General features: G+C 68.0%; 25 protein-coding genes. 8 read left to right on the plus strand and 17 right to left on the minus strand.

Translation table 11 applies throughout. The features are described from left to right. Window positions 1-15 precede the first annotated feature (15 nt). The gene (locus DID98_RS05855) at window positions 16-1,104 is read left to right on the plus strand and encodes an iron ABC transporter permease (RefSeq protein WP_124486120.1); all 1,089 of its coding nucleotides are present in this window, start codon (window positions 16-18) and stop codon (window positions 1,102-1,104) included. A gap of 17 nt (window positions 1,105-1,121) precedes the next feature. Next, window positions 1,122-1,949, plus strand: coding sequence for a heme ABC transporter ATP-binding protein (locus tag DID98_RS05860; RefSeq protein ID WP_124486119.1), 828 nt, complete (start codon window positions 1,122-1,124; stop codon window positions 1,947-1,949). Window positions 1,950-1,985: 36 nt separating this feature from the next. On the opposite strand, the gene DID98_RS05865 is transcribed toward DID98_RS05860, so the two are convergent. Both DID98_RS05865 and DID98_RS05870 read right to left on the minus strand, forming a co-directional pair. Beyond that, window positions 1,986-2,597 carry a trimeric intracellular cation channel family protein gene (locus DID98_RS05865; protein WP_124486118.1) on the minus strand — a complete coding sequence of 204 codons (612 nt, stop codon included), beginning with the start codon at window positions 2,595-2,597 and terminating at the stop codon, window positions 1,986-1,988. 8 nt (window positions 2,598-2,605) lie between these two features. Continuing rightward, a complete protein-coding gene (locus DID98_RS05870; protein ID WP_124486117.1) occupies window positions 2,606-4,723 on the minus strand; it encodes a penicillin-binding protein 1A in 2,118 nt (705 codons plus the stop codon). Between the two features lie 241 nt (window positions 4,724-4,964). On the opposite strand from DID98_RS05870, the gene DID98_RS05875 reads away from it, so the two are divergent. Further along, the gene (locus tag DID98_RS05875; RefSeq protein ID WP_124486116.1) at window positions 4,965-5,759 is read left to right on the plus strand and encodes an aminoglycoside phosphotransferase family protein; all 795 of its coding nucleotides are present in this window, start codon (window positions 4,965-4,967) and stop codon (window positions 5,757-5,759) included. A gap of 141 nt (window positions 5,760-5,900) precedes the next feature. Here DID98_RS05875 and DID98_RS05880 read toward each other — a convergent pair whose 3' ends face one another. The 3 genes from DID98_RS05880 to DID98_RS05890 are packed head-to-tail and all read right to left on the minus strand — an operon-like array spanning window position 5,901 to window position 8,719. Next, on the minus strand, window positions 5,901-6,896 hold the full coding sequence (locus DID98_RS05880) for an NAD(P)H-quinone oxidoreductase (protein WP_124486115.1): 996 nt from the start codon (window positions 6,894-6,896) through the stop codon (window positions 5,901-5,903). Continuing rightward, window positions 6,893-7,270: a carboxymuconolactone decarboxylase family protein gene (locus DID98_RS05885; protein ID WP_124486114.1), complete on the minus strand. Its 378-nt coding sequence runs from the start codon at window positions 7,268-7,270 to the stop codon at window positions 6,893-6,895. Before DID98_RS05885 ends, DID98_RS05880 begins: the two co-directional genes overlap by 4 nt. Before the next feature lie 12 nt (window positions 7,271-7,282). Further along, window positions 7,283-8,719 (minus strand): NAD-dependent succinate-semialdehyde dehydrogenase, encoded by a 1,437-nt coding sequence (locus tag DID98_RS05890; RefSeq protein ID WP_124486113.1) that lies wholly within the window; start codon window positions 8,717-8,719, stop codon window positions 7,283-7,285. Between the two features lie 379 nt (window positions 8,720-9,098). Here DID98_RS05890 and DID98_RS05895 point away from each other — a divergent pair, with 379 nt between their 5' ends. Beyond that, a complete protein-coding gene (locus DID98_RS05895) occupies window positions 9,099-10,034 on the plus strand; it encodes a LysR family transcriptional regulator (protein WP_124486112.1) in 936 nt (311 codons plus the stop codon). A gap of 107 nt (window positions 10,035-10,141) precedes the next feature. Here the strand turns inward: DID98_RS05895 and DID98_RS05900 are convergent, their stop codons facing one another. The 6 genes from DID98_RS05900 to DID98_RS05920 form a co-directional block, all read right to left on the minus strand. Next, window positions 10,142-10,639 carry a hypothetical protein gene (locus DID98_RS05900; protein ID WP_124486111.1) on the minus strand — a complete coding sequence of 166 codons (498 nt, stop codon included), beginning with the start codon at window positions 10,637-10,639 and terminating at the stop codon, window positions 10,142-10,144. Window positions 10,640-10,728: 89 nt separating this feature from the next. Then, entirely contained in the window at window positions 10,729-11,565 is an 837-nt protein-coding gene (locus DID98_RS05905; RefSeq protein WP_124486110.1) for a bifunctional allantoicase/(S)-ureidoglycine aminohydrolase, read from the minus strand. Between the two features lie 700 nt (window positions 11,566-12,265). Next, a complete protein-coding gene (locus DID98_RS05910) occupies window positions 12,266-12,706 on the minus strand; it encodes a hypothetical protein (protein ID WP_124486109.1) in 441 nt (146 codons plus the stop codon). A gap of 377 nt (window positions 12,707-13,083) precedes the next feature. Continuing rightward, window positions 13,084-13,743, minus strand: a complete 660-nt coding sequence (locus tag DID98_RS05915) for an isoprenylcysteine carboxylmethyltransferase family protein (protein ID WP_124486108.1) — start codon at window positions 13,741-13,743, stop codon at window positions 13,084-13,086. A gap of 166 nt (window positions 13,744-13,909) precedes the next feature. Next, on the minus strand, window positions 13,910-14,077 hold the full coding sequence (locus tag DID98_RS35740; RefSeq protein ID WP_185500310.1) for a hypothetical protein: 168 nt from the start codon (window positions 14,075-14,077) through the stop codon (window positions 13,910-13,912). Between the two features lie 256 nt (window positions 14,078-14,333). Further along, a complete protein-coding gene (locus DID98_RS05920; RefSeq protein ID WP_044848523.1) occupies window positions 14,334-14,753 on the minus strand; it encodes an HIT family protein in 420 nt (139 codons plus the stop codon). A gap of 289 nt (window positions 14,754-15,042) precedes the next feature. Between DID98_RS05920 and DID98_RS05925 the strand changes: the two genes are divergently transcribed. Next, on the plus strand, window positions 15,043-16,230 hold the full coding sequence (locus DID98_RS05925; RefSeq protein ID WP_185500309.1) for a hypothetical protein: 1,188 nt from the start codon (window positions 15,043-15,045) through the stop codon (window positions 16,228-16,230). 203 nt (window positions 16,231-16,433) lie between these two features. After that, window positions 16,434-17,837, plus strand: a complete 1,404-nt coding sequence (locus DID98_RS05930) for a serine hydrolase (protein WP_124486107.1) — start codon at window positions 16,434-16,436, stop codon at window positions 17,835-17,837. Between the two features lie 66 nt (window positions 17,838-17,903). Here DID98_RS05930 and DID98_RS05935 read toward each other — a convergent pair whose 3' ends face one another. The 4 genes from DID98_RS05935 to DID98_RS05950 form a co-directional block, all read right to left on the minus strand. Then, window positions 17,904-18,527 (minus strand): glutathione S-transferase family protein, encoded by a 624-nt coding sequence (locus tag DID98_RS05935; RefSeq protein ID WP_044848521.1) that lies wholly within the window; start codon window positions 18,525-18,527, stop codon window positions 17,904-17,906. Between the two features lie 141 nt (window positions 18,528-18,668). Beyond that, complete coding sequence (locus DID98_RS05940; RefSeq protein WP_124486106.1) at window positions 18,669-19,139, minus strand: DUF2269 domain-containing protein; 471 nt, start codon at window positions 19,137-19,139, stop codon at window positions 18,669-18,671. Next, entirely contained in the window at window positions 19,136-20,389 is a 1,254-nt protein-coding gene (locus tag DID98_RS05945; protein ID WP_124486105.1) for an SDR family oxidoreductase, read from the minus strand. Before DID98_RS05945 ends, DID98_RS05940 begins: the two co-directional genes overlap by 4 nt. A 141-nt stretch (window positions 20,390-20,530) precedes the next feature. Next, window positions 20,531-21,064, minus strand: coding sequence for a GbsR/MarR family transcriptional regulator (locus tag DID98_RS05950; RefSeq protein WP_006760784.1), 534 nt, complete (start codon window positions 21,062-21,064; stop codon window positions 20,531-20,533). Window positions 21,065-21,270: 206 nt separating this feature from the next. Between DID98_RS05950 and fabV the strand changes: the two genes are divergently transcribed. Beyond that, on the plus strand, window positions 21,271-22,473 hold the full coding sequence (gene fabV / locus DID98_RS05955) for an enoyl-ACP reductase FabV (RefSeq protein WP_124486104.1): 1,203 nt from the start codon (window positions 21,271-21,273) through the stop codon (window positions 22,471-22,473). 57 nt (window positions 22,474-22,530) lie between these two features. Here fabV and DID98_RS05960 read toward each other — a convergent pair whose 3' ends face one another. Then, window positions 22,531-23,235, minus strand: a complete 705-nt coding sequence (locus tag DID98_RS05960; protein ID WP_044848517.1) for an SDR family oxidoreductase — start codon at window positions 23,233-23,235, stop codon at window positions 22,531-22,533. A 338-nt stretch (window positions 23,236-23,573) separates the two neighbouring features. On the opposite strand from DID98_RS05960, the gene DID98_RS05965 reads away from it, so the two are divergent. After that, window positions 23,574-24,158, plus strand: coding sequence for a TetR/AcrR family transcriptional regulator (locus DID98_RS05965; protein WP_124486103.1), 585 nt, complete (start codon window positions 23,574-23,576; stop codon window positions 24,156-24,158). Window positions 24,159-24,189: 31 nt separating this feature from the next. Here DID98_RS05965 and DID98_RS05970 read toward each other — a convergent pair whose 3' ends face one another. Continuing rightward, the gene (locus DID98_RS05970; protein WP_124486102.1) at window positions 24,190-24,768 is read right to left on the minus strand and encodes a hypothetical protein; all 579 of its coding nucleotides are present in this window, start codon (window positions 24,766-24,768) and stop codon (window positions 24,190-24,192) included. Window positions 24,769-24,873 lie beyond the last annotated feature (105 nt).

The following is a 24,873-nucleotide window of genomic DNA, read 5'->3' on the forward strand; positions in this document are numbered from 1 at the left end:
TTCCGGAGCGTCCCGATGCCTGTTCATGCTTCGCCTTTCCCCGCGCGGTCGCACGTATCGCATGCCAGCGCCGCGCGCGTCGGCGCGTCGCGCCGCCTCGTACCGTTCGCGCTGGCCGCGCTGGCCGCGCTCGTGTGTGTCATGTCCGTCATCGCGCTGTGCGTGGGCGCGTACCGCATTCCGTTGGCGGAGGCCTGGGCCGCGCTGAGCGGCGACCCGGCCGCCCGGCAGGCAGGCGCGGTGCTGTTCGACATCCGCGCGCCGCGCGTCGTGCTCGCGCTGCTGGTCGGCGGCGGCTTCGGCGCGGCCGGCGCCGCGATGCAGGCACTGTTCCGCAATCCGCTCGCCGACCCGGGGCTCGTCGGCGTGTCGAGCGGCGCGGCGCTCGGCGCAACGACGACGATCGTGCTCGGCCCCGCGTTGTTCTCCGCGCACGCGAGCGCGGCCGTGCTGCCCGTCGCCGCGTTCGCCGGCGCGCTCGCGGTCGCGGCGCTCGTCTACCGGCTCGCCGCGTCGCGCGGCCGGCTCGCGCTGCCGCTGCTGCTGCTCGCCGGCATCGCGATCAACGCGCTGGTCGGCGCGGCGATCGGCCTGCTCACGTTCGTCGCCGACGACGCGCAGTTGCGTTCGCTGACGTTCTGGAGCCTCGGCAGCCTCGGCGGCGCGCAATGGTCCGCGCTGGCGGCCGTCGCGCCGTGCGTCGCGATCGGCTGCGTGCTGCTCGCGCGCGACCGTGACGCGCTCAACGCATTGCAGCTCGGCGAAACCGAGGCGCTGCACCTCGGCGTGCCCGTGCAGCGGCTCAAGCGGCGCGTGCTCGTCGCGGTCGCGCTCGCGGTCGGCGCGCTCGTGTCGTGCGCGGGCATCATCGGTTTCATCGGCCTCGTCGCGCCGCACTGCGTGCGCCTCGCGTGCGGCCCCGACCAGCGCGTCGTGCTGCCCGGCGCCGCATTGCTCGGCGCGCTGCTGACGCTCGCCGCCGATCTCGCCGCGCGCACCGTCGCCGCGCCCGCCGAGATTCCGCTCGGCGTGCTCACCGCATTGCTCGGCGCACCGTTCTTTCTCGCGCTGCTGTGGAAAAGCCGCGGCGCGCTCGGCGGCTGATCCTTCATGCACCCATCATGCTGACTGCCCATCATCTCGGCGTCGCCCGCCGGCACCGCACCGTTCTGCACGACCTGTCGCTGTCGATCGAACCCGGCCGCGTGACCGCGCTGCTCGGTCGCAACGGCGCGGGCAAGAGCACGCTGCTGAAGACCCTGGCGGGTGAACTGACCGGCAGCGTCGCGCCGAACGGCGTGCGCGTGACCGGCGACATCACGCTGAACGGCGAACCGCTCGCGCACATCGACGCGGCGCGGCTCGCGTGCCTGCGCGCCGTGCTGCCGCAGGCCGCGCAACCGGCGTTTCCGTTCAGCGTCGACGAAATCGTGCTGCTCGGCCGCTATCCGCATGCGCGGCGCGGCGGCCCGCGGCACGTGATCGCGCATTGCGATCGCGACATCGCATGGCAGGCGCTCGAACGCGCGGGCGCCGACGCGCTCGTCGGCCGCGACGTGACGACGCTGTCGGGCGGCGAGCTCGCACGCGTGCAGTTCGCGCGCGTGCTCGCGCAGTTGTGGCCGGACGACGACGCGCAGCCGAGCCCGCGCTACCTGCTGCTCGACGAGCCGACCGCCGCGCTCGATCTCGCGCACCAGCACCGGCTGCTCGATACCGTGCGCACGGTAGCGCGCGAGTGGCGGCTCGGCGTGCTCGCGATCGTCCACGATCCGAACCTCGCCGCGCGGCACGCGGATACGATCGCGATGCTCGCGGACGGCACGATCGTCGCGCAGGGTGCGCCGCGCGACGTGATGACGCCCGGCCATATCGCGCAGTGCTACGGATTCGCCGTGAGGATGGTGGAAACGGGCGACGGGGCGCCGCCGCTCATGGTGCCGGCGTAGAACACGCGTATCGTCGCGTCCGTGCGGCACCCTCGCTCAACGCTCGACGTCCGCGACACCGAACGTGCGCATCTTCCACCCGAGCCGTACGGCCAGCATCCGCATCGTGAAGCCGGCCGCCAGCGCAACCGCCGTCGCGAACCCGGCATCGACGCCGAGATGCTGGATCCCGACATACAGCGTGCCCGTGAAGAACGCGACGCTCGCATACAGTTCGTCGCGCAGGATCAGCGGCATCTCGTTGCACAGCAGATCGCGCAGCATCCCGCCGCACACGCCGGTGATCGCACCGGCCAGCACGACGATGATCGGCGCGGTGCCCGTCGACGCGCCGATGTCGCAGCCGATGATCGTGAACGCCGCGAGGCCGATCGCGTCGACGGTGACGAACAGCGTCTTCATGCGCGCGACGTGCCGCGCGGCCCACGACGCGACGGTCGCCGCGGCGAGCGTGATCACGAGGTACTCGGGATGCGCGATCCAGCCGAGCGGATAGTGGCCGAGCAGCACGTCGCGCACGGTGCCGCCGCCAAGCGCCGTGACCGCGCCGACGAGCGCGAGCCCGAAGCGGTCCATCCCGCGCCGCATGCCCATCAGCGCGCCCGACATCGCCTCCGCGACGATCGCGATCAGATAAAGCGTATGCATCGCGCGCCTCAGTCTTCGGTACGGAACAGGTCGAGCACGCGTTCGCGTTCGGCCGCGTCGACGGCGGCCGGCATCGGCTCGCCGGACATGCCGCGCCCGTCCGGCGCATCGGACGCCGGCGCACCGCCACAGGCAAAACGGCTGCGGATGAACGGCGGCATGTCGGCGGTGCAAGTGCCGCGCATGTATTCGGCGTACACGAAATCGCCGTCGACGAGCGCGACGTCCTGCGGCGGCGTCGCATCGACCGGCGTACGTCCGTCGACGGCCGTCTTCATGTAGTCGAGCCAGACCGGCAGCGCGAGCGTCGCGCCGGTCGCGCGCCCCATCGGGCGCGGCGTGTCGTAGCCGAGCCACGCGACCGCGACGATGCCCGACGAATAGCCGGCGAACCACGCGTCCTTCGAGCCGTTCGACGTGCCCGTCTTGCCGGCCGTGTCGTCGCGGCGCAGCGCGAGCGCGCCGCGCGCGGTGCCGGCCCGCACGACGTCGCGCAGCATGCTGTCCATCACGAACGCATTGCGCACCGACACGACGCGCGTGCCTTCAGGCGTCGTCGCCTCGTACATCGCGCTGCCATGACGCTGCTTCACCGACAGGATCAGCCGCGGCACCATCCGTATCCCGCCGTTCGCGAACACGCCGTACGCGCTCGCGAGTTCGAGCGGCGTCACGGCGCCCGCGCCGAGCGCGAGCGGCAGCGACGCCGGATTGCGCCGCGCGTCGAAACCGAAGCCCACCGCATGCTGCTGCACGTAGCGCGCGTCGGCCGCCTGCATCAGGTTGACCGCGACGAGGTTCTTCGAGCGCACGAGCCCGCGCCGCACCGGGATGAAGCCCTCGTATCGGTTGCCGAAATTGCGCGGACGCCACGGCCGCGCGCCGGTTTCCGCATGCGTGAGCGTGCGCTGCGTATCGTCGACCAGCACGCCCGGGAAGTAGCCCTTCTCCAGCGCCGCCGAATAGACGAACGGCTTGAAACTCGACCCCGGCTGGCGATACGCCTGCAATGCATGGTCGAACACGTTGCGGCCGAAATCCGCGCCGCCGACGAGCGCGAGCATGTCGCCCGTCGCCGCATCCAGCGACACGAGCGCGCCTTCGAGCCCGTTGCGCACATCGCGCTTGCCGGGCTGGCGGCGCAGCGTACGCCCGAGCGCGGCCTCGGCCGCGCGCTGGTCGCGCATCGAGATCGTCGTCGTCACGTCGAGGCCGAGCGTATAGGCGTCGTCGTGAAAGCGCTCGACCATCATCCGGCGCGCGCGCTCCGCGACGTACGGCGCCGCGACGATGCCGGGCGGCGGCGTGGTCGCCAGCACGATCGGCAGGTCGACCGCCTCGCGATAGGTCGCCTCGTCGAGTTCGCCGAGCGCGTGCATGCGGCCGAGCACGTAGTTGCGCCGCGCGGTCGCGCGCGCCGGATTGACGACCGGGTTGAACGCGGACGGCGCCTTCGGCAATCCGGCGAGCACGGCCGCCTCGCCCGCGCTCAGCGCGTCGAGCGGCTTGCCGAAATACACGTTCGCGGCCGCCGCGAAACCGTACGCGCGCTCGCCGAGATAGATCTGGTTCATGTACAGCTCGAGCAGCTTGTCCTTGCCGTATTCGCGCTCCAGCTTGATGGCCATCAGGATCTCGGCGAGCTTGCGGCTCAGCACCTTGTCGCGTGTCAGGTAGAAATTGCGCGCGACCTGCATCGTGATCGTGCTGCCGCCCTGCCCCGGCTGCCCGGTCACGACGTTCGCGAAGGTCGCGCGCGCGAGGCCGCCGACGTCGATCGCGCCGTGCTGGTAGAACTTCGCGTCCTCGGCCGCGAGCAGCGCGTGGCGCATCAGCGGCGGAATGCGTTCGAGCGGCACGAACTCGCGGCGCTCGACGCCGTACTCGGCCAACAGGTCGCCGTCGCGCGAAAAAATCCGCAGCGGCAGCGCGGGACGGTAGGCGGCCAGATGTTCGACGGACGGCAGTTGCGTCCAGATGCGGTGAATCGTCCATGCGCCGATGCCCGCGCACGCGAGCGTCAGGCCGAGCAGCGCGCCCGCGAGCATGCGCCATGCGCGGCGGCGGCGTGACGGTGCGGACGGTGGCGCGGGGGGCGGCGATGGGTTGGCGGTGGGGTCGGTCATGTCGGGCTCCTTCTTCAGTGCCGCGACGGCCGGCGCGCGAGTGGCGCCGATCGTCGCGAAAGGCGCGCATTGTCGAAGGGATGGCGCGAAACCGGAACATTCTTCAGCCAAAGTTTGGCTGGCTAAATTTTATTTAGGAAAGCCCGGCGGGGGCCGCTCGCGCGGTGCACGCAGGCCTATGGCATGTCGTCACGGCCGAGCGCACCGGGCGCGCGAGCCGGTTCGCTTGTACCATCGTCGGATGTTCGATCGATACCTCGACCTGTGGGGCCTCGTTCCCGACGGCGGCCCGATCCTGACCGCGAGCGGCGGCCTGTTGCCGGTCGTCTGGCGCACACGGCCGGCAATGCTGAAAGTCGCGACCTGCGACGAAGAGCGTCGCGGCAATGCGCTGATGACCTGGTGGAACGGGGATGGCGCCGCGCGCGTGTGGTTGCACGACAGCGACGCGGTACTGCTCGAACGCGCGCAGCCGGCGCCGACGCTCGCCGGCTTGTCCGCCGCGGGACACGATGACGACGCGATCCGGATCGCATGTCGCGTGGTCGCGCGGCTGCATGCGAATCGCGCACCGGCACCGCCCGCGGCCGTGCCGCTGCCCGACTGGTTCCACGCGCTGCTGTCGCACGACACGGACGACGACGTGCTGCGGCGTTCTGCCGAGACGGCGCACCGGCTGCTGGCCGTGCCGCCCGTCGATGACGTCGTGCTGCACGGCGACATCCATCACGGCAACCTGCTGTATTTCGGCGATCGCGGCTGGCTGGCGATCGACCCGAAGGGGCTTCGTGGCGACCGCACGTTCGACTACGCGAACCTGTTCTGCAATCCCGCGCACGACATCGCTGTGGCTCCCGCGCGCTTCGAGCGTCGCGTCGTGCTCGTTGCGGATGCCGCACAGCTCGACCGGCGGTGGTTGCTGCAATGGATTCTCGCGTGGTCGGGGCTGTCGGCCCTGTGGTTGATGGAAGACGGCCTGCCGCCCGATACGCGGCTGCAGGTTGCGCAACTCGCGGCAATCGCGCTCGGTCCGTAGCGGATTTCCGAGGGAAAGCGGCGAAGACCACCGTATCCGGCCAGAAGCGGTCGCTCACGCAAGTTGGCCGAGTGACCGCTTCGCTCCGCTTAACCGCCAAACCGCTTCGTGCACAGGCATGCGACGTGAACAAGCGTCACTTCAGATGTTTTCGGTCATCGTCAGAATGATCTTTCCCACGTTCAGGGCCGACTCCATCCGTCGATGGGCAGCCGCGGCATTGGCGAGAGGAAACACGCTGTCGACGACCGGCTCCAGGCCCGCTCCTCCCGCAAAGCGGTCCAGCCAATGTTCGCGAAACCGCCGAACCATCGCGTGCTTCTCGCGCTGGTCGCGCGACTTCATCACCGTGCCGATGATTTGCAGATGACGGTACAGGATCTGTTCGAGACTCACGCTCACGTCACCGCCGCCGCCGAGTATGCCGACCTGCACCAGCCGGCCGCCGTTTGCCAATGACGCGACATTCCGGGAAAAATACGGCGCGCCCACGAAGTCGATAACCACGTCGACGCCGCGTTTGTCTGTCCTGCTTGCGACGACTTCCGAAAAGTCCTGCGTCTTGTAGTCGATCGCATGGTCCACACCCAGTTGAACGATCCGTTCCAGCTTCGAGGCTTCGGCGGTCGCGAATATCGTCGCGCCGGTTGCGTAGGCCAGTTGGACCGCCGCGGAACCCACCCCGCCCGCCGCTGCGTGAATAAGCACCGATTCGCCACGCTGCAAGCGGCCAAGATGCAACAACGCTTCGTGCGCCGTGACGAAGACTTCCGGTATCGCAGCCGCGTGCACGTAGTCGATCGTTGCCGGAATGGGCATCGCCATTCTCCAGTCAATGCGCGCCAGTTCTGCATAGGCCCCGCCGCCCACGACGCCCATTACACGATCACCGACCTTGTAACCCTGCACGGAAGGTCCCGTCTCGATCACCTCGCCGGCGATTTCGAGCCCCATGATCGTCGAGTCGCCGAAGTTCGGACGGCCGTATCCTCCTCGCCGATGCGTAAGATCCGCGCGATTCACGCCTGCGGCATGGACGCGTACCAGCAGATCGTCGGGGCGAACCTCGGGAGCCTGAACGTCGGCGAGCTGGAGAACCTCGGCCTCGCCGAATTCGTTGAATGTGATGGCTTTCATTTCAAACCGTCCTGCGTCGTGGATGAATGGCCGGCGAAATCGTCGGACCGGGGTTGCGCGCCGAGCGTTGCCTGCGCCGCGGCCGATGCCGAGATTGCCGCAGGAAACCCCGCATAGAACGCGAGGTGAGTGATCGTCGCGGCGAGTTCTTCGCGGGTTACGCCGTTTGCCAACGCGCGGCGCAGGTGCGCCGGCAACTCGTCGAGATGGCCCCCCGCGATCAGCGCGGCGACGGTCACGAGGCTGCGGTCCCGCGGCGAGAGCGCCGGATCGCTCCAGATCCGCGGATAGAGCGTGTCGTCGACGAATGCCGAGAGCTTCGGCGTGAAGGCACGCGCGGCCTCGCGCGGACTGTCGAAATGCGTATGAGACATGGCGATCCCCCTTCAGGCCTGGCTGATGAACTTGCGCGTGAGGTAGTACTCGATGCCCTCGGCGCCGCCTTCCGAGCCGTGGCCGCTTTCCTTCATGCCGCCAAACGGCAGTTCGGTCGAAACGATGCGGTACTGGTTGATGCCGATCATGCCGGCTTCGAGACCGTCTGCTACATCAATGGCCGTGCGCGCACTGCGCGTGAATGCGTAGGCGGAGAGCCCGTATGGCAACCGGTTCGCTTCGGCGAGCCCGTCGGCAAGGGCATCGAAGCGCATCAGCACCGCGATCGGGCCGAACGGTTCTTCGTGCATCACACGCGCGTCCTTCGGTACGTCGGCGAGGACCGTGGGCTCGAAGAAATACCCTTCTCCCGCGATGCGCTTTCCGCCGGCGAGGACCCTTGCGCCACGCTCCACCGCATCGGCGATGAGTTCCTCCATCTTGGCAAGCTGGCGCGGATTTGCCAGCGGCCCGACCTGCGTGCCCGCATCCAAGCCGTTGCCGACCTTGAGCGCGTTGGCTGCGCGCACGAAGTGCCCGACAAACTCGTCGTAGACGTCGCGTTGGATCAGGAAGCGCGTCGATGAGATGCAGATCTGGCCCGTACCGCGAAAGCGATTCGCCGCGCCTTCGACCGCGGCCTTTTCGACATCCGCATCGTTGAATACGAGGACGGGCCCGTGGCCGCCCAGCTCCAGCGTGATGGGTTTGACGCCTTCGGCTGCGCGCGCCGACAGCAGACGGCCGATCGGCACCGAGCCCGTGAACGTCACCTTCCGGATGACCGGGGAAGCGATCAGCTGCTTCGACACCTGGTCGGGCACGCCGAATACGACCTGAAGCACGCCCTTCGGCAAACCGGCGTCGTCCAGTGCGCGTGCCAGCGCGAGCGCCGTTGCGGGGCTTTCCTCGCCGGGTTTGATGATGACACTGCATCCGGCGGCGAGTGCGGCGGAGAGCTTGCGCGCCGGGGTGATCGCGGGAAAATTCCACGGCGTGAATGCGGCGACGGGCCCGATCGCCTGTTTCTTCACGAGCTGTTGCACACCCGGGCGATTGGACGGCACCACACGGCCGTCGATGCGGCGCGCCTCTTCGGCGAACCATTCGAAGTAGTCCGCGGCACGCAGGACTTCGTCACGGCTTTCCGCCAGCGGTTTGCCTTCCTCGAGCGTCATGACGGTGGCGATGTGCTCGGCGCGCTCGCGCATCAGTTCCGCCCCGCGCTTCAGAATGCGCGCGCGTTCGGCTGGCACGGTGTTGCGCCAGACGTCGAACGCCTGTGCAGTGACCTGCAGGGCGCGATCCAGGTCGGCTGCCGTCGCCAGCGGGACGCGGCCGATCTCGATTTGCGTGGCGGGGTTGATCACCGGCGCCGTTTCGCGTTCGCTCGCGCCGATCCATTCGCCGTTGATGAAAAGATGAAGTGCGTCGTAAGTGATGTCCATGGTATTAACCTTTATGGTTAGGATTGCGATTCAATATGTGTTCGCCGCGAGCCGGATTGGGGGACCGTGCCGCCACGCCGTGCCGGGATGATTCGCCGTGTCGGGCTGGGCTCGGGTATGAAACGTCCGTGTTCCGACTGCCTGACTTCGGGACCAAGTCTAGACGTGAAGCGGACGGCAACTTAGGGGGGCCGGAAAGAATGAATCTTGTCTCCGGAGAGAAAATCCCCGATGAACATGAAGGCATATTGAAAGGATGCACAAAAACGACACGCGGTCGCACGCTGACTGCACGAAACAGGCGCGGGCCCTATGATCACAGGCTCGCGCGGGCCGAAACGCAGCGATTCGACGAAAAATTCAAAGCCAGGGATGCGTAATGGACAAGGTTCACACCATGTCGGTGTTTGCGAAAGTGGTCGAGATGGGCAGTTTCACGGCTGTTGCAAACCACCTCGATACGACTGTCGGCAACATTTCCCGAGCGGTCTCGGTACTTGAGGACAATCTCAACACGCGGTTGCTGCAGCGCTCGACGCGACGGCTCGTAGTCACCGATGCGGGGCGACGTTTCTACGAGCGCAGCGTTGCGATCCTGTCGGACATCGAGCGGGCAGAAGCAGAAGCCCGCGATGCGCTGCTGGAGCCGCGTGGTGTATTACGCGTGCACACGGTTCCGGGATTAGGCCGTCAGCTTGTTTCGCAAGCCGTGCTTGCCTATCGAAGCGCATACCCGGAAGTATCGGTCGATCTTATGCTGTCGCAGCGGATGCCGAATCTGCTCGAAGAGCAGCTCGACGTTGCGATCGTGATTGCGCGCACACTGCCGGACTCGGCGTATGTGAGCCAGAAGATCGGCGCCAGCCATTGCATTCTGGCGGCGTCGCCCGATTATCTGGCACGGCATCCGGCTCCCGAGTGTGTGGAAGATCTTGTCGATCACACATGTGTGCTCCTGAGCACGGTCGATTACGCACCGGACGAGTGGCATCTGCAAGGCAGGGCCGGCGAGGCGGTGTATCGTCCAACGGGATCGCACTTCAGTGTCAACGACATGGACGCGATGTCCACGGTGCTGCAGGAGGGCGCGGGAATCGGGCTGATCGCCGCTTTCTCGGCAATCGACGATTTGCGTAAAGGGTCGCTCGTTCGCGTCCTGCCTGAATTCCACACCGCTCAGCGCAACGTGTACGCGGTGTATTCGTCCCGCCAGTTCGTCGACGCGAAGATCAAACGGTTCATCGATACGCTGAAGGTGCGGGTAGGTGACCGGTTGAATGCGTATGCGGAGGAACTCGCCATCACGGTCGTATGACCGACTTTACAGTCGGCATCGTCGGGGAAGGTGTCCGATTTCCCGGCGCCGAGAGTCGTATCCGCGATCCGGATCGCATGCGGGGTGCTTCGTGCGAAGGTGGTCGGTCAACCGTGGAGCGTCGACCGCTGAATCAACCGATTCACGCCCCATACGATCAGACCCGCGATACCAAGGCAAACACCGAGAACGAGAAGGAGCCCGACTCCTTCAACATCATCGGCATGTGCGATCGTGTCGACGCCGAAAAGCGCCATCACCGATTCGATGGTTGACGGAATCGACGTCTCGATTGGAAGTCGGACGAACCAGCGCGCGAGCAGCACGCCGAGAGCTCCCGTTGCAAGAACATTGATGCTGTAGCGGACCGCTTTCATTACCTGACCTCGACGATTCCATATGCCTTGATGGCGGTGCCCGGAATCGGAACCGTTGCGCCGTGCGCGCAAAATCATGGAGCCGTCCCAAGCGCCCGCCAGTCTGTGTGTCGACAATGTAATAGAGGCCACGCGGTAGCGGGCCTGATTTCGGTTTAGCGACCGGTTCTGCTTCCGCTCGATTCCTTGTTCTATCCGGCGCTTCTTCGCGCCCGCAAAACGTGTCAATCTGTTTCCGGACGGGTCACAGGTCACAATGAAAAAAGCCCGCCGGCTTGCACCGGCGGGCTTTCGTATCCGACTTGCGCGGTGGCGCGTTAACGCGCCGGATTCAGCGTCAGGTTCATGTGACGGTTCACGTCTTTATACAGCAGGTAACGGAAGCGGCCGGGGCCACCCGAATAGCAAGCCTGCGGACAGAACGCGCGCAGCCACATGAAGTCGCCCGCTTCCACCTCGACCCAGTCCTGGTTCAGGCGATAGACGGCCTTGCCTTCGAGCACGTACAGGCCGTGCTCCATCACGTGCGTCTCGGCGAACGGAATCACGCCGCCCGGCTCGAAGGTCACGATGTTCACGTGCATGTCGTGACGCATGTCGCTCATGTCGACGAAGCGCGTCGTCACCCACGCGCCGTTGGTGCCCGGCATCGGGATCGGCTCGACGTCCTGCTCGTTGGTCACGAACGCTTCCGGCAGCGGAATGCCGTCGACGACCTGGTAGTGCTTGCGGATCCAGTGGAAACGCACGGCGGCATCGCTGACGTTGTGCAGCGTCCAGTCGGCGCCCGGCGGAATGAACGCGTAGCCGCCCGGCTTCAGCGTGTGCTGCTTGCCCTGCAGCGTCAGCTCGGCCTCGCCCTCGACGACGAACAGCACGGCTTCGGCGTTCTTGTCCTGCTCGGGCTTGTCGCTGCCGCCGCCCGGGTTCACTTCGACGATGTACTGCGAGAAGGTTTCGGCGAAACCCGACAGCGGACGCGCGATCACCCACAGGCGCGTGCTGGTCCAGAACGGCAGCCAGCTCGTGACGATGTCGCGCATCACTCCCTTCGGAATGACCGCGTACGCCTCGGTGAACATCGCGCGATCGGTCAGCAGATCGGTCTGCGGCGGGTGGCCGCCATGCGGCGCGTAATACGTTGTCTTAGACATAAAGCATCCAGGCAATGGGTTGGTCCGGCCCCGGGTCGCAACGGCAGGCGCGGCACGCGCGTGGGGCACGCATGCGGCGGCGGGACATCGTTGCCGGGGTGGCTTGAAAGCGCGGGCGCCTTCGTTCGGTCGGCCAGGCTTCGCGACGGGTCCGCCCGGTTCAGCGGGCGGGGCGCCCCATGCTTGCGGGTCCGGCGGCCGGGCCGCGGACACTCGGGGTGATGCGGCGGGGCACGGGGGACGGCACGGTTCGAGTCCGTACGCGGGCAGCGTTGACGATAGCGAAGTCGATCCTGATCGACCAATTAAATGTTGCGATGCCATCCATTCGATTTCCCACTACCCGCCGCGGTGCGCGACGGCCGGCGAACGCGTGCCGCGGATGCGTCGGCGCATGAGGGAAATCCTGATGACCGGACGCCAACGCGTCGATCAGCAATATCGAAACGGGGTCGGCCGAACCTGCCCGGCTGCATGTCGATGCAACGGGAGAATGCCGTCTACAAGCGGGAAAAGTCAGGCGGGAGAGAAGGCGCCAAGCCGTCGAACGAGGCTGGGCATGAACTGCCGAAGGGGAGAAGCCGCCGGTCTTGCCGGCGACGGCCGCCCGGCTGAAGCTGCCGGGCCGGCCGTCGGATCGGGTGCCGACGCGTCGGGCGCGCCGGTGCGCAAAGCGCGCACCGTGCCGCGCCCGCGGGGATCAGTCCCAGTCGCGGTGATGGCGATGCTTGCGGTGACGATGGCCGCGATCGCCATAGTCGCCGCGGTCGTACGAGTTGCGCGACAGGTTGCCGCCGAGCGCCGCGCCGGCGCCGCCGCCGACGGCTGCGCCCAGCAGGCCGCCCGTGCGGCCGCCCATCGCGTTGCCGGCCGCGGTACCCGCGCCGCCGCCGAGTGCGCCGCCGATGATCGCGCCGGTGCGTTCGCGACGGTTCGACGTCACGGCACCACCCGCGCCGCCGCCGATCGCGCCGCCGATCACGGAGCCCGTGCTGCCGCCGACCGCGCCGCCGACCGCTGCGCCGGCAACCCCGCCGAGCGCGCCGCCAAGCGCGTTGTTCATGTCACCGGCCATTGCCGGCAGTGCGGTCGCGCCGGTCAGCACGGCGACGACGAGAGTGGGGGCGATTTTCTTCCACATTCCCGTATTCTTCCTTGTTCGCAATCTGGTTATTAAAGGTCTGCTCGTTACGACGATCTGAATCGATCGACGTCGATGCCGGCATTGTGCCGAATCCCGGACCAATTCATTTCAATGAGCTTGCGGCGAAGAATAGCACCGGTCGTGTCCCCTTGCCGTCGACATTCTGGTAACAAGTTGTTTACCGCAACAGGACCGGAAAAGGTTGCCGAAAACCGCCTGCAAAGCCCGCCGGCACGGGCTCCGGCCGTGGGCCGGCCGCACTCGAAGGCGGTGCCGGAAGCGCCCGTCGCGCGGGTTCGGACACACGTGGCAACACATCGCGGGTGCGCCACGAGGCGGCCGGGATCGACCGGGCCATCCAGGACGAACGAGGGTCAGTACACGCCCGGCAGCAGCCGCCACGTGTGCGCGCAGTACGCGTCGTATTCGGCACCGAATTGCGCGCGCAGCAACGCTTCCTCGGAACGGATGCGGGCGACCAGCGGGATCATCGTCAACGCGACGAGCAGCAGCCCGATGCCCGAGCGGAACGCGCACGCCCAGCCGGCCGCATTGACGAGCAGGCCGAGATAGCTCGGGTTGCGAATTCTCCGATAGATACCGTCCGTCACCAGCGTGTGGCCCGGCTGGATCGCGACGAGCCCGCTGAAGCGCTTGCCGAGCACGAACACGGGCCAGATGCGCAGCACGCCGCCCGCGACGTACAGCACGACGCCGATCCAGCGCACCGTGTCGCCGCCGAAGGTCCATACGTCGAGCCGGTCGGTCAGCGCGGGCAGGTAAGCGAGCAGGAACCCGCTGGCCGCGAACGCCGCGAGCACCCAGCGGTTGTCGCGGTTCTCGCGTTCGCCGGCGCTCAGGTTGCCTTCGGTGAACAACGCGGCGACGGCCAGCGCGAGCGTCGCGACGGCAATGACGGTCAGTTGCGGATGCGAGAAGAAGGCGGCGAACCCGCCGATGCCGAGCACGGCGAGCCCGAGATAGACGAGCGTGGAGACGCTCGCCACGATTGCGACCTTGCGCGTAACGGCCATGGCTGCCTCGCCGGAGTGGGCTTTCCTGTGAAGTATAGGAACCCGGGCGGGCCATGCGCACGCGCGCCGTCATGCGGCGCGCGAGTCGTCCGTGCGGGAAGCGGCGGCCAAGCGTCGAACGACGGGGCCGCTCGACGTGCGGGCGGCGCCCGCGCCCGCCGCCCGGTCAGCGAATGCGGAAGTTGCCGCCGATGCCGACGCTGACGGGCGGTGCGTAATAGGCGGGCGCATAGCCGTAGTAGGCCGGCGCGGGTGCGTAGTAGCCGTAAGGCGGCGCGACATAGCAGCCGGACAGGCCGCCGATCAGCGCAAAGGTGATGAGGATTTTGTACATGACTCGATTCCCGGCGAAGAGGGCACGTTGCATCTCGCGAAAACCACGCCGTCGCAGCCTGCGACGGCCGGCACGGAAGAGACAACCGGCCCTTCCCGTCGCTCGATGCGGCAATGCGCGGAGTCTAGCGCCGGGGCCACCGGGACACGTTTCGCGAGCGGTTACACGTGTTACGTGGTGTGACCGCTGAAACAGGCGCGCCCGGCGTCGCGGCACGCGCCGGCTGGCGCCGCCCGAACCACGCGCCGTCTGCGCGTTACACGAAACGCGCGCGGATCCGCTCGGCGACCGATTCGAGCGTCGCCGAATCGGCGATGTCGCGCGCGTGCATCCGCAGCTCGACGCCTTCCCAGCGCGGAATCACGTGGAAATGCACGTGCGGGACCGTCTGGCCCGCCGCCGCGCCGTTGAACTGGCCGATGAACACGCCGTCCGGCCCGAGCGCCGCGCGCACGGCCGCCGCGACGCGCTGCGTCATGCGGATGCCGGCCGCGGCCGCGTCGCCGGACAGCTCGAAGATCTGCGCGGCCGGCTCCTTCGGGATCACGAGCACGTGACCGTCGGCCTGCGGCATGAGATCCATGATCGCGAGCGTTGCGTCGTCTTCGGCGACCTTCACGCACGGCAGTTCGCCGCGCAGGATCCGGGCGAACGGGTTGTTGTTGTCGTAGGACATGGGCGTTTTCCGATGTTTGCGATTGCGGTTTGACTGGGAACGATGCCGGACGATTATCGGCCGACGGCGGTCCGGATTTCAACTTGTCAGGCCGTGTCGCCATGGCGGCGAACAATGCGCGCCGACTCGCGTGCAATGCCCGTCGCCGGATGGAATATCCGGCCGTCGCGATCCGTTTATTTCGAGTGCGGACTCGCACGGCAAGACTGCGGATCCGCGCCGGACATCCGCGCGCTGCGCAGGCCGGCAGCCGGGATGACTGCTCGCGATCATCAACCGGAGTCATGCCATGGACCCTCTCCCATCCTGTCGTTCGCCCGCCCCGCCCGTGTTTGACGCCGCGTTTGCCGATCACCCGCCGATCCTCGCCCACGCCTGTCGCACGATGGCGCGCACGCTATGCCGCGCGGCTTGCGGCGCGGGACTGATCGCGTTGTCGTCGGCTTTCGCGTGGGCCGGCGGCGGCAATTCGATCCTGCCGGTCTCGTCGGTCACGGCGTCGACCGTGCCCGCCAACGGCGACGTCAATCCGTACGGCATCGCGTTCGTGCCGCGCGGCGTGCCGAGCTGGAGCACGCTGAAACCGGGCGACGTCGTCGTATCCAACTTCAACGCGGCATCGAACACGCAAGGCACCGGCACGACGGTCGTCAAGCTGTCGCCCGGCAAGACGCCGGCAACGTTCTTCCAGGGCAGCAATGTCGGCCTGACGACCGCGCTCGCGGTGCTGCGCAGCGGCTTCGTGCTGGTCGGCAACGTGCCGGCACCGGACGGCAAGACCGTGGTCCCCCCGGGCTCGCTGCTCGTCATCGGTCCGCAAGGCAATCTCGTCACGCAACTGTCGAGCACCACACTGCTCGACGGACCGTGGGACATGACCGTGATCGACCGCGGCCAGCGCGTGACCGCGTTCGTGTCGAACGTGCTGAACGGGACGGTCGCACGGATCGAGCTGATGATCGGCAGCGACGGCGTCAGGATGCTGCCGGGCTCGCAAATCATCGCATCGGGCTACGTGAACCGGACCGATCCCGCTGCGCTCGTCGTCGGCCCGACCGGCCTCGCGTACGATCCCGACATCGACGTCCTGTATGTCGCCTCGACCGGCGACAACGCGGTGTTCGCGATCCAGAATGCCGCGACGACGCATCGCAACGGCGGCGTCGGACGGATGATCTACTTCGATGCGGCGCACCTGCACGGCCCGCTCGCGCTGGCGCTCGCGCCGAACGGCCATCTCGTGACCGCGAACGGCGACGCGGTCAACCCCGACCCGCTGCAACCGAGCGAGATCGTCGAATTCACGGTGGACGGGCGCTTCGTCGCGCAGATGCAGGTCGATACCGTGCCGGGCGCGGCATTCGGGCTCGCGTTCGGGCGCGGCAGCAAAGGCCAGCCGGAATTCGCGGCCGTCGACGACAACACGAATACCGCGACGGTCTGGACACTGCGTTCGGACAACGGCAACGCACAATGACGCATCACGCGAACGGGCCGCGTGCGGCCCGTTCGAACCTGCGCGATCGACACATGCGATTCGCAGACGCCGGGCACCATGCCGCCTGACCGACGCCGCCCGGCGTCACCCGCCCCCACGATTGCCACCGCTCGCGCGAACCTGCGACACTGCCGGATCGTTGCCATCGTTGCCGGCCGGCACGCCACCGAGGACGCTCGCGCATGACGATCCCCTTCAAATCGCTGATCCTGCGCGGTGCCGCCGTCGCGCTCGTCGCCGCGGCCGGCTACACCGGCTACATGCTGTCGCGGCTCGCGCCCATCGCGACGGGCTATGCCGCGAAGGCGCTGTGTTCGGGCGTGTTCGTGTCGGGCCGTCCGGCCGCGTCGGTGATCGACGTCGACATCATGGCCGGCGTGCATCCGCTGCTGAAGCTGGTGCGTCCGTCGATCGATCCCGAGCATCATCGCGCCGTCGCGACCTTCGCCGGATTCGCGCAACGCGAGGCGGACTTCCGGCCCGGGCTCGGCTGCACGCTCGCGCTCGGACCGTCGCCCGGCGGGCTGCCGGCCGCGCTGCCGCCCGTCCCCGATCCGCCGCCCGCGCACGAAGCGGCGCCGGCCGCACCGCCCGCCGGCATCGACGCACGCAAGCTGCAGGCCGCGCTCGACCGCGCGTTCGACGAACCCGATCCGGCGCGGCCGCGGCGCACCCGCGCGGTCGTCGTGATGTGGCGCGGCCAGGTGATCGCCGAACGCTATGCGCCCGGCTTCGCGGCCGACACGCCGCTGCCCGGCTGGTCGATGACGAAGACCGTGACGGCCGCGCTGGCCGGCATGCTCGTCGCGCAGCACAAGCTGTCGCCGGACGCGTCGGCGCTGCTGCCCGAATGGCGCGACAGCGGCGATCCGCGCGCGGCGATCACGCTCGACGAGCTGCTGCGGATGACGAGCGGCCTGCAATTCAACGAGGACTACGACGACCCGCTGTCCGACGTCGCCGTGATGCTGTTCACGCAGCCGGACACCGCGCGTTTCGCGTCGGCCATGCCGCTCGCCGCGCAGCCCGGCACGCAGTGGTACTACTCGAGCGGCACGAGCGCGATCGTCGCGCGCGTGATGCGCGAGGCGATGGGCGGCACCGAAGGCGACTACCTCGCGTTTCCGCGCTGCGCGCTGTTCGCGCCGCTCGGCATGCGCAGCGCGGTGTTCGAGCCCGATGCGGCCGGCACGCTCGGCAGCGCGTCGTTCATGTATGCAAGCGCGCGCGACTGGGCGCGCTTCGGGGAGCTTCTGCGGCAGGACGGGGTGTGGGACGGGCAGCGGCTGCTGCCGCAAGGCTGGGTGCGCTACCTGACGCGCGCGACGCCGCTGTCGACGCGCCAGGAATTCGGCGCGCATCTGTGGGTGAAGGTGCCGGAGCCGTTCAACGATCGCGATGCGCACGCGAGCCCGCTGCCCGTCGACGCGTTTCATGCGGTCGGCCATGAAGGCCAGTTCGTGAGCGTGGTGCCGAGCCGCGAGCTGGTGGTCGTGCGGCTCGGGCTGTCGCGGCCGGAATCCGCATGGAATCACGAGGCATTTCTCGCGCGCGTGCTCGAGGCCGTACCGGCATCGGGCTCGTGACGGCCGCGGCGCGGCGGCGATGCGGCGGCACATCACGCCGCCGCGCCGCGCACGACATGCGATGCGTTACGGGTTCGCGCTGCCCGCGTACTGCTGGAAACCTTCGCGCGTCGCCAGGCGCTCGATGTAGCGCTTCACTGCCGGGAAATCCGGATGCTCGAACGGCGTGCCGAACCAGCGGTTCACCGACAGGCCGATCGGAATGTCCGCGAGCGTGAAGCGGTCGCCAGCCACGAACGCGCCGGTCGCTTCGAGCTGCGCGTTCAGTATCTGCATGTGCTTCGTCCAGCCCGCGATCGACTGCGCGATCGCCGCCGGGTCCTGGTGATCCGGCGACTTGCGCACGAGGCCGAGGAACGCGCCGACCCACGAGCGGTTCAGGTCCGTGCCCTGCCAGTCGATCCACTGATCGACCCGCGCGCGCGCCTGCGGCTCGGCCGGATAGAGCGCGTCGCCGCCATAGCGGTTCGCGAGATAGCGGATGATCGTGTTCGACTCCCACAACACGAAGTCGTCGTCCTTGATGACCGGCACGAGGCCGTTCGGATTCAGCGCGAGGTAGGCCGGGTCGTTGGTCGTGCGAAAGCCCGCGCCCCAGTCTTCCTGTTCGAACGGCAGGTTCAGTTCGGTGCACAGCCACAGCACCTTGCGGACGTTGATGGACGGGATCTTGCCGAGGATGTGCAGCATGCAGGCTCCTTGTGAGGTCGAATGCGAAGCGTTCGGGAGGCGCGACACGGCCCGGACGCGCTCCCGTCGAAGTTATACACGAGCCCGCGAGAATCGACAGCGCGTCAGGCGAAATCGCCGTTGCAGGCCCCACTGCCTCGCTCACATCGGCTTGAGCACCATCAGGAAATAAACGCTCAGCATCGCGAAGAACGCCGGATAGCCGAGCAGCTCCCAGCGCTTCGCATAGCGCCAGTACCGTTCCGGCAGCGCGGCAGCGCCGTTCGCATGCGCGAGCTTCGCCATCGCGGCCAGTTCGATCTGCAGCCATACGACCGGCAGCCAGCACGCGCCCGCGACCGCATACAGCACGATCGACGCGACCAGCCACGGCGTCGTCCACGGCCAGCCGGCCGTATGCGCGAGCCACAGCCCGGATGCGGGCTGGAACAGCACGGCCGGCGTCGTGAACCACCAGTCCGCGCGCACGACGAGGCGCGACACGGCGGCGATCGCCGGCACCGAGCGCGTGCGGTTCGCGAAGAACAGGTAGAACGCGGTGCCGAAACCCGTGCCGACCATCAGCACCGAGGACAGGATATGCAGCGTCTTGATCACGAGATAGGTGTTCATGCGTGTTCTTCTTCTGAAAAGAGGATCAACAGGATCGCCAGAATCGGCACGTTCTTGAGCACGGGGCCGAACGGCTCGGCGAGCAGGCCGGGCATCGTGACCGCGATGACGGCCGAATACGCGACGATCAGCGCGCCTTGCGCGGCCCACAGCCGGCGGGACGGCGCGACGACGGTCGCCACGCCGAACGCGAAGTCAAGCGCGCAGGCCGCGTAGAGCGCGATCAGCGCGGGCAAGCCAGTCAGGTGCGCGCGGGCGAGCATCGCGAGGCTGTCGTGCCGCGGATGGATGAACGCGCTGACGATGGCCGTCCAGATCCAGACGATCGCGAGCGCGCCCAGCAGCAGCGGCCGCCGCCACATCGCGAGCGCGTCGCGGCGCAGCGCGGGCGCGTCCGCGCCGATGAAATGCCGCAGCCCGCGCGGCGGCCGGCCGAGCACGGCCGCGAGCGCCGCGGGGTCGCCGGTGTTGCCGCCGCGCAGCATCGTCCACGTGTCGCGGGTCAGCATCGCGCCCGGCAGCGCGCCGAGCAGCGCGGCCGCCGCCCCGACCAGCGGGCCCGGCAGCGCGATGCGCGCCGCCGGCGGGAAGCCCAGCGCGGCGCGATAGACGCTCAGCATCTCGCGATACTCGACTTCGTCGCCGCCGACCGCGTCGATGACCGGGTTGCCGGCCGCCGGCGCATCGACGAGCCGCGCGACGAGTTCGGCGAGATCGTCGATGTGCACGGGGCGCAGCCGCTGATGGCCGCCCGTCGGCAATGCCTGCACGGGCAGGCTCGCGAGCATCCGGAAGAACCGTGCCGACGTGCCGGAAGCGCCGTAGACGAGCGCCGGGCGCACGATCCGGTAATCGAGCGGCAGCGTCCGCAGGAAGGTGTCGGCTGCGTATTTGCTGGCGAAATACGACGTGTCGCCGCGCTCGACGCCCAGCGCCGAGATCTGGATCACGCGTCGCACGCGGGCACGACAGCACGCGGTGAAGAGCGCGCAGGGCGCCGCGCGATGCACGGCGTCGAAGGTCGCGTCACGCCGGTCCGCAAGGATCCCGACCGCATTGATCACCACGTCGACGCCGTCGAGCCGGGCGAGCCACGCATCGGGATCGACGTCCTTCGTGAAGTCGATCGCGACGTCGTGCGGACCGACCGCATGCCGCACGCCGCGCAGCACGCGATGGCCGCCGGCTTCGAGCCGCGCGCCCAGCGCCCGCCCGATGAAGCCGTTCGCGCCGCAGAGGAGGATGTTCATGTCGCACTCCGCGGTGCGGCATGCCGGCGGATCGATCGCGATGCCCTGTTCATTTTCGTCCTTTACCTACAGTTATTTCTGTAAAGACAGAAATTTCAATTTCAAAAAAAGCGGGCTGCGTGCCCGCACGTCCGGTACCGCTTACTTCGACGACTTGCGCCTGACCGTCTGGCTGATCTTCGCGCCGATGCCGAGCGCCTTCATCAGCGTGTCGGGCTTGAGCCGCAGCATCTCGTCCGACCAGGTCGTGAGCGTCTCGACGAACTGCAGCGTGTCGCGGATGCGCTGTTCGGTTTCGCGGCTCTCGTCGGCGATCTCCGGGCTCGTCAGGCAATCGCGCAGCACCGTGAGCGTCGGTTCGATCTCGCGCTGCCGCCGCCCTTCGACGATCAGCTTGAACAGTTCCCAGATGTCGGTCGACGTCTCGAAGTGGTCGCGCCGGTCGCCCAGCACGTGCACGACCTTCGCGAGCCGCCATGCCTGCAGTTCCTTCAGGCTCGTGCTGACGTTGGAACGCGCGACGTTGAGCGTCTCGGCGATCTCGTCGGCCGCAACCGGCCGGCCGGCCAGGTACAGCAGCGCGTGAATCTGCGAGACGGTGCGGTTGACGCCCCAGCGCGAGCCCATTTCGCCCCAGTGGAGGATGAATCGTTCGGCAATCGGTGTGAGTTCCATGTCGGGGAATTTAGTTTTTTCAGTTATTTCTGTCAAGAGAGAAATAACGGGCGGCGACGCGAATGGCTGCCTCGACCGTCCCGCCCGCGGGCAACTGCGACCGCGGCCACGGCTCGCCTTTCCCGCCGTTGCGCCCGCTTCCATTACAATGCGCGGGATTTTTCCGATTTCAGGCCGTCCGCGCCTTTCTGACTAGAGGTTCTCCCATGATCATCAAACCGCGCGTGCGTGGCTTCATCTGCGTGACGACTCATCCGGTCGGCTGCGAAGCCAACGTCAAGGAACAGATCGACTACGTGACTTCGCACGGCCCGATCGCCAACGGTCCGAAGAAGGTGCTCGTGATCGGCGCGTCGACGGGCTACGGCCTCGCCGCCCGGATCTCGGCCGCATTCGGCTCGGGCGCGGACACGCTGGGCGTGTTCTTCGAGCGCGCCGGCAGCGAGACGAAGCCGGGCACCGCCGGCTGGTACAACAGCGCCGCGTTCGAGAAATTCGCCGCCGAAAAGGGGCTCTATGCGCGCAGCATCAACGGCGACGCCTTCTCCGACAAGGTCAAGCAGATCACGATCGACACCATCAAGCAGGATCTCGGCAAGGTCGACCTGGTCGTCTACAGCCTCGCGGCACCGCGCCGCACGCACCCGAAGACGGGCGAAACGATCAGCTCGACGCTGAAGCCGGTCGGCAAGTCGGTCACGTTCCGCGGCCTCGACACCGACAAGGAAGTGATCCGCGAAGTGTCGCTCGAGCCGGCGACGCAGGAAGAGATCGACGGCACCGTCGCCGTGATGGGCGGCGAGGACTGGCAGATGTGGATCGACGCGCTCGATGAAGCCGGCGTGCTGGCCGACGGCGCGAAGACGACCGCATTCACGTATCTCGGCGAGCAGATCACGCACGACATCTACTGGAACGGCTCGATCGGCGAAGCGAAGAAGGATCTCGACAAGAAGGTGCTGTCGATCCGCGACAAGCTGGCCGCGCATGGCGGCGACGCGCGCGTGTCGGTGCTGAAGGCTGTCGTCACGCAGGCGAGCTCGGCGATCCCGATGATGCCGCTCTACCTGTCGCTGCTGTTCAGGGTGATGAAGGAAAAGGGCACGCACGAAGGCTGCATCGAGCAGGTGTACGGGCTCCTGAAGGACAGCCTGTACGGCGCGACGCCGCACATCGACGAGGAAGGCCGCCTGCGCGCGGACTACAAGGAGCTCGACCCGCAAGTGCAGGACAAGGTCGTCGCGATGTGGGACAAGGTCACGAACGAGAACCTGTACGAGATGACCGACTTCGCGGGCTACAAGACGGAATTCCTGCGCCTGTTCGGCTTCGAGATCGCGGGCGTCGACTACGACGCGGACGTGAACCCGGACGTGAAGATCCCGGGCATCATCGACACGACGGTCTGACGAAACGCCCGCCGCCGCGCTCACCGAGCGGGCGGCGGGGTCGCGCTGCCGGCCGCGTCAACGCGGCGCCGGCTCCTCCAGATAGACGCCCGACGACAGCGTGGCCTTCACTTGCCGCGTGAACTCGTCGGTCGACACTTCCTCCTCCCCTGCTTCGATTGCCTCGTAGGCCTGGCGCACGACGTCGGCCGGCGTGGCCTTCGGCACGTCGAGGCCGGCCGTCAGGTCGGTATCGATGAACCCCGCATGCAGCCCGACGACCTGCGTATGCTGTTCGCGCAGCGAATGCCGCAGCCCGTTGGTCAGCGCCCACGCGGCCGACTTCGACACGCCGTAGCCCGACAGGATCGGCCGGTTCACCCAGCTCGCGACCGACAGCACGTTCAGGATCGCGCCGCCGCCGTGGCCGGCCAGCGTTCCCGCGAAGGCGCGCGACATCGCCAGCATCCCGAACACGTTGGTTTCGAAGTGATCGCGCAACGCGTCGAGCGCGCCGTCGTCGGTCAGGCTGCCGAGTCGTGCGATGCCCGCGTTGTTGATCAGCAGCGTGACGTCGCGCGCGATATCGGCGGCCGCGGCAACCGTCGCCGGATCGGTCACGTCGAGCCTCACGGGCACCACGCCCGGCAGCGTCACGCTGGCCGGATCGCGCGCGCCCGCATAGACCTTGCGCGCCCCGCGTTCGAGCGCCTGCTTCGCGAACTCGCGGCCGAGCCCGCGGTTCGCGCCCGTGACGAACACCACTGCACCTTCGATCTTCATGCTCGTTCCTTTCGGAGAAAGGATCCCGCTCGCGTCGGTTCGCCGCGCGCCCGGGATCCGGTGATAAACCACGCCGCCATCGCGGACCGAACCGTTGCTCCGCCGGTGCCGTGCCGGAAGCCGGGCAGTCCGCCGCCCACGCCACGCCGCACCGGGACCGATATCCATCCGTGCCGCGTCGGTCGCTTCGCTTCATTCGCGAAGTCGGCTACACTCGATGTCAATGTCGATCACCATTGTCTTTGCGGTGCATTGTGTCAGCGCGATTTCGACACGTCAATGGCGATCACCATTGTGTTTTTTCAATCGACGCAATTGCCGGAATGAGGGAGGGATCGATGGGCGTCTCGAGACAACAGGCCGCCGAAAACCGCAACGCGATCGTCGCGGCCGCCGAGCGGCTGTTCCGGGTGCGCGGTGTCGACGCGGTGGGGTTGACGGAGCTGATGAAGGAAGCCGGCTTCACGCAGGGCGGCTTCTACAACCACTTCAAATCGAAGGATGCGCTGGTCGCCGCGGTGATGGAGAAAGCGATCCAGGACCGCGCGGATTCACCGAACGCCGGCAGCGTCGCGAAGCAGGCGACGGCGTACCTGTCGGCCGCGCATCGCGACAACGTCGAAGCCGGTTGCCCGCTGTCGGGTTTCGCGGGCGATGCGCCCCGGCTGACCGACGCGGCGCGCGCGTGCTACGCGCACGGCGTCGCCGCGTATCTCGACCGGCTGGAACGGATGGTGGCCGCCGAAGGCCCGGCCGCGGCGGACACGCGCCGCGACGCGATCGCCGTCTTCAGCCAGATGGTCGGGGCGCTCGTGCTGTCGCGCGCGATCGCCGGCACCGATCCGGCGCTGGCCGACGAGATCCTCGACGCGGGTCGGCGCACGCTCGGCGCGCAGCCCGACGATCCGGCCGTGCCGGCGTAGCGGCACGACGGGCGCCGGTCGCGCGCGATCGCTATTGCACGGCCCTGGCGGCATCCCACAACGGCCGCTGGCCGAGCGCCGCATGCCACGCCGCGAATTGCGTGCGCCACGACTCGAACGGCTCCGTCAGCGGATGACGCGGATCGTCGCTCAACGCATACGCCATCCCCTCGATCAGCCAGCGCGGCTTGGTGGCGACCGCGAGGTTGCCGAGCACTTCGGCCTGCCGGTGGTGGATCAGCTCGTGGGCAAGAAAGTAGGTCTGCCAGCCGCGCGGCGCGACGACCACGCCGAAATCCCCGAGCGTCAGTGCCGCCCGTTCGCCGAGACCGAACTGGTCGGCGCACGCGCGCGTCGAGCAGAACACGACGCGCGGCGCGTCGCGAAACGGGCCGACGGCCGCGGCCGCGCGCGCGTAGCCGTCGCGATAGAGCTGCTGCGCGATGCCGAGCTTCGCGGCATCGTCGGTGCAGATGTCCGCGCTCGGGCATGACACGCCGGGCAGCAGCGCGGGCGCGACGACGCGCAGCGGCTTGACGAGCGCGTAGGCGGCGATCGGCACCGCGACGAGCAGGCCCGTGAGGGCGAAGGCGATACGGGAGCGTTTCATCGAGGCGGCAATTCCGTTGGCGTGGCGGTGAGGTGTTCCAGCACGAATATATCGGAGCCGCGGCGGCGCCGGCCGGCTTTTCCGGTTCGCCCGGCTTCCGGCGGC

Source organism: Burkholderia sp. Bp8984, assembly GCF_003853755.1.
GTDB lineage: Bacteria > Pseudomonadota > Gammaproteobacteria > Burkholderiales > Burkholderiaceae > Burkholderia.

Coding starts and splice junctions, on each gene's coding strand:
- DID98_RS05925 (WP_185500309.1), top strand. CDS start 15,043: ATGGACCCTCTCCCATCCTGTCGTTCGCCCGCCCCGCCCGTGTTTGAC.
- DID98_RS05915 (WP_124486108.1), bottom strand. CDS start 13,743: ATGGCCGTTACGCGCAAGGTCGCAATCGTGGCGAGCGTCTCCACGCTC.
- DID98_RS35740 (WP_185500310.1), bottom strand. CDS start 14,077: ATGTACAAAATCCTCATCACCTTTGCGCTGATCGGCGGCCTGTCCGGC.
- DID98_RS05910 (WP_124486109.1), bottom strand. CDS start 12,706: ATGTGGAAGAAAATCGCCCCCACTCTCGTCGTCGCCGTGCTGACCGGC.
- DID98_RS05935 (WP_044848521.1), bottom strand. CDS start 18,527: ATGCTGCACATCCTCGGCAAGATCCCGTCCATCAACGTCCGCAAGGTG.
- DID98_RS05950 (WP_006760784.1), bottom strand. CDS start 21,064: ATGGAACTCACACCGATTGCCGAACGATTCATCCTCCACTGGGGCGAA.
- DID98_RS05870 (WP_124486117.1), bottom strand. CDS start 4,723: ATGACCGACCCCACCGCCAACCCATCGCCGCCCCCCGCGCCACCGTCC.
- fabV (WP_124486104.1), top strand. CDS start 21,271: ATGATCATCAAACCGCGCGTGCGTGGCTTCATCTGCGTGACGACTCAT.
- DID98_RS05855 (WP_124486120.1), top strand. CDS start 16: ATGCCTGTTCATGCTTCGCCTTTCCCCGCGCGGTCGCACGTATCGCAT.
- DID98_RS05920 (WP_044848523.1), bottom strand. CDS start 14,753: ATGTCCTACGACAACAACAACCCGTTCGCCCGGATCCTGCGCGGCGAA.
- DID98_RS05970 (WP_124486102.1), bottom strand. CDS start 24,768: ATGAAACGCTCCCGTATCGCCTTCGCCCTCACGGGCCTGCTCGTCGCG.
- DID98_RS05890 (WP_124486113.1), bottom strand. CDS start 8,719: ATGGACATCACTTACGACGCACTTCATCTTTTCATCAACGGCGAATGG.
- DID98_RS05945 (WP_124486105.1), bottom strand. CDS start 20,389: ATGAACATCCTCCTCTGCGGCGCGAACGGCTTCATCGGGCGGGCGCTG.
- DID98_RS05965 (WP_124486103.1), top strand. CDS start 23,574: ATGGGCGTCTCGAGACAACAGGCCGCCGAAAACCGCAACGCGATCGTC.
- DID98_RS05885 (WP_124486114.1), bottom strand. CDS start 7,270: ATGTCTCATACGCATTTCGACAGTCCGCGCGAGGCCGCGCGTGCCTTC.
- DID98_RS05875 (WP_124486116.1), top strand. CDS start 4,965: ATGTTCGATCGATACCTCGACCTGTGGGGCCTCGTTCCCGACGGCGGC.
- DID98_RS05860 (WP_124486119.1), top strand. CDS start 1,122: ATGCTGACTGCCCATCATCTCGGCGTCGCCCGCCGGCACCGCACCGTT.
- DID98_RS05930 (WP_124486107.1), top strand. CDS start 16,434: ATGACGATCCCCTTCAAATCGCTGATCCTGCGCGGTGCCGCCGTCGCG.
- DID98_RS05865 (WP_124486118.1), bottom strand. CDS start 2,597: ATGCATACGCTTTATCTGATCGCGATCGTCGCGGAGGCGATGTCGGGC.
- DID98_RS05880 (WP_124486115.1), bottom strand. CDS start 6,896: ATGAAAGCCATCACATTCAACGAATTCGGCGAGGCCGAGGTTCTCCAG.
- DID98_RS05905 (WP_124486110.1), bottom strand. CDS start 11,565: ATGTCTAAGACAACGTATTACGCGCCGCATGGCGGCCACCCGCCGCAG.
- DID98_RS05960 (WP_044848517.1), bottom strand. CDS start 23,235: ATGAAGATCGAAGGTGCAGTGGTGTTCGTCACGGGCGCGAACCGCGGG.
- DID98_RS05895 (WP_124486112.1), top strand. CDS start 9,099: ATGGACAAGGTTCACACCATGTCGGTGTTTGCGAAAGTGGTCGAGATG.
- DID98_RS05940 (WP_124486106.1), bottom strand. CDS start 19,139: ATGAACACCTATCTCGTGATCAAGACGCTGCATATCCTGTCCTCGGTG.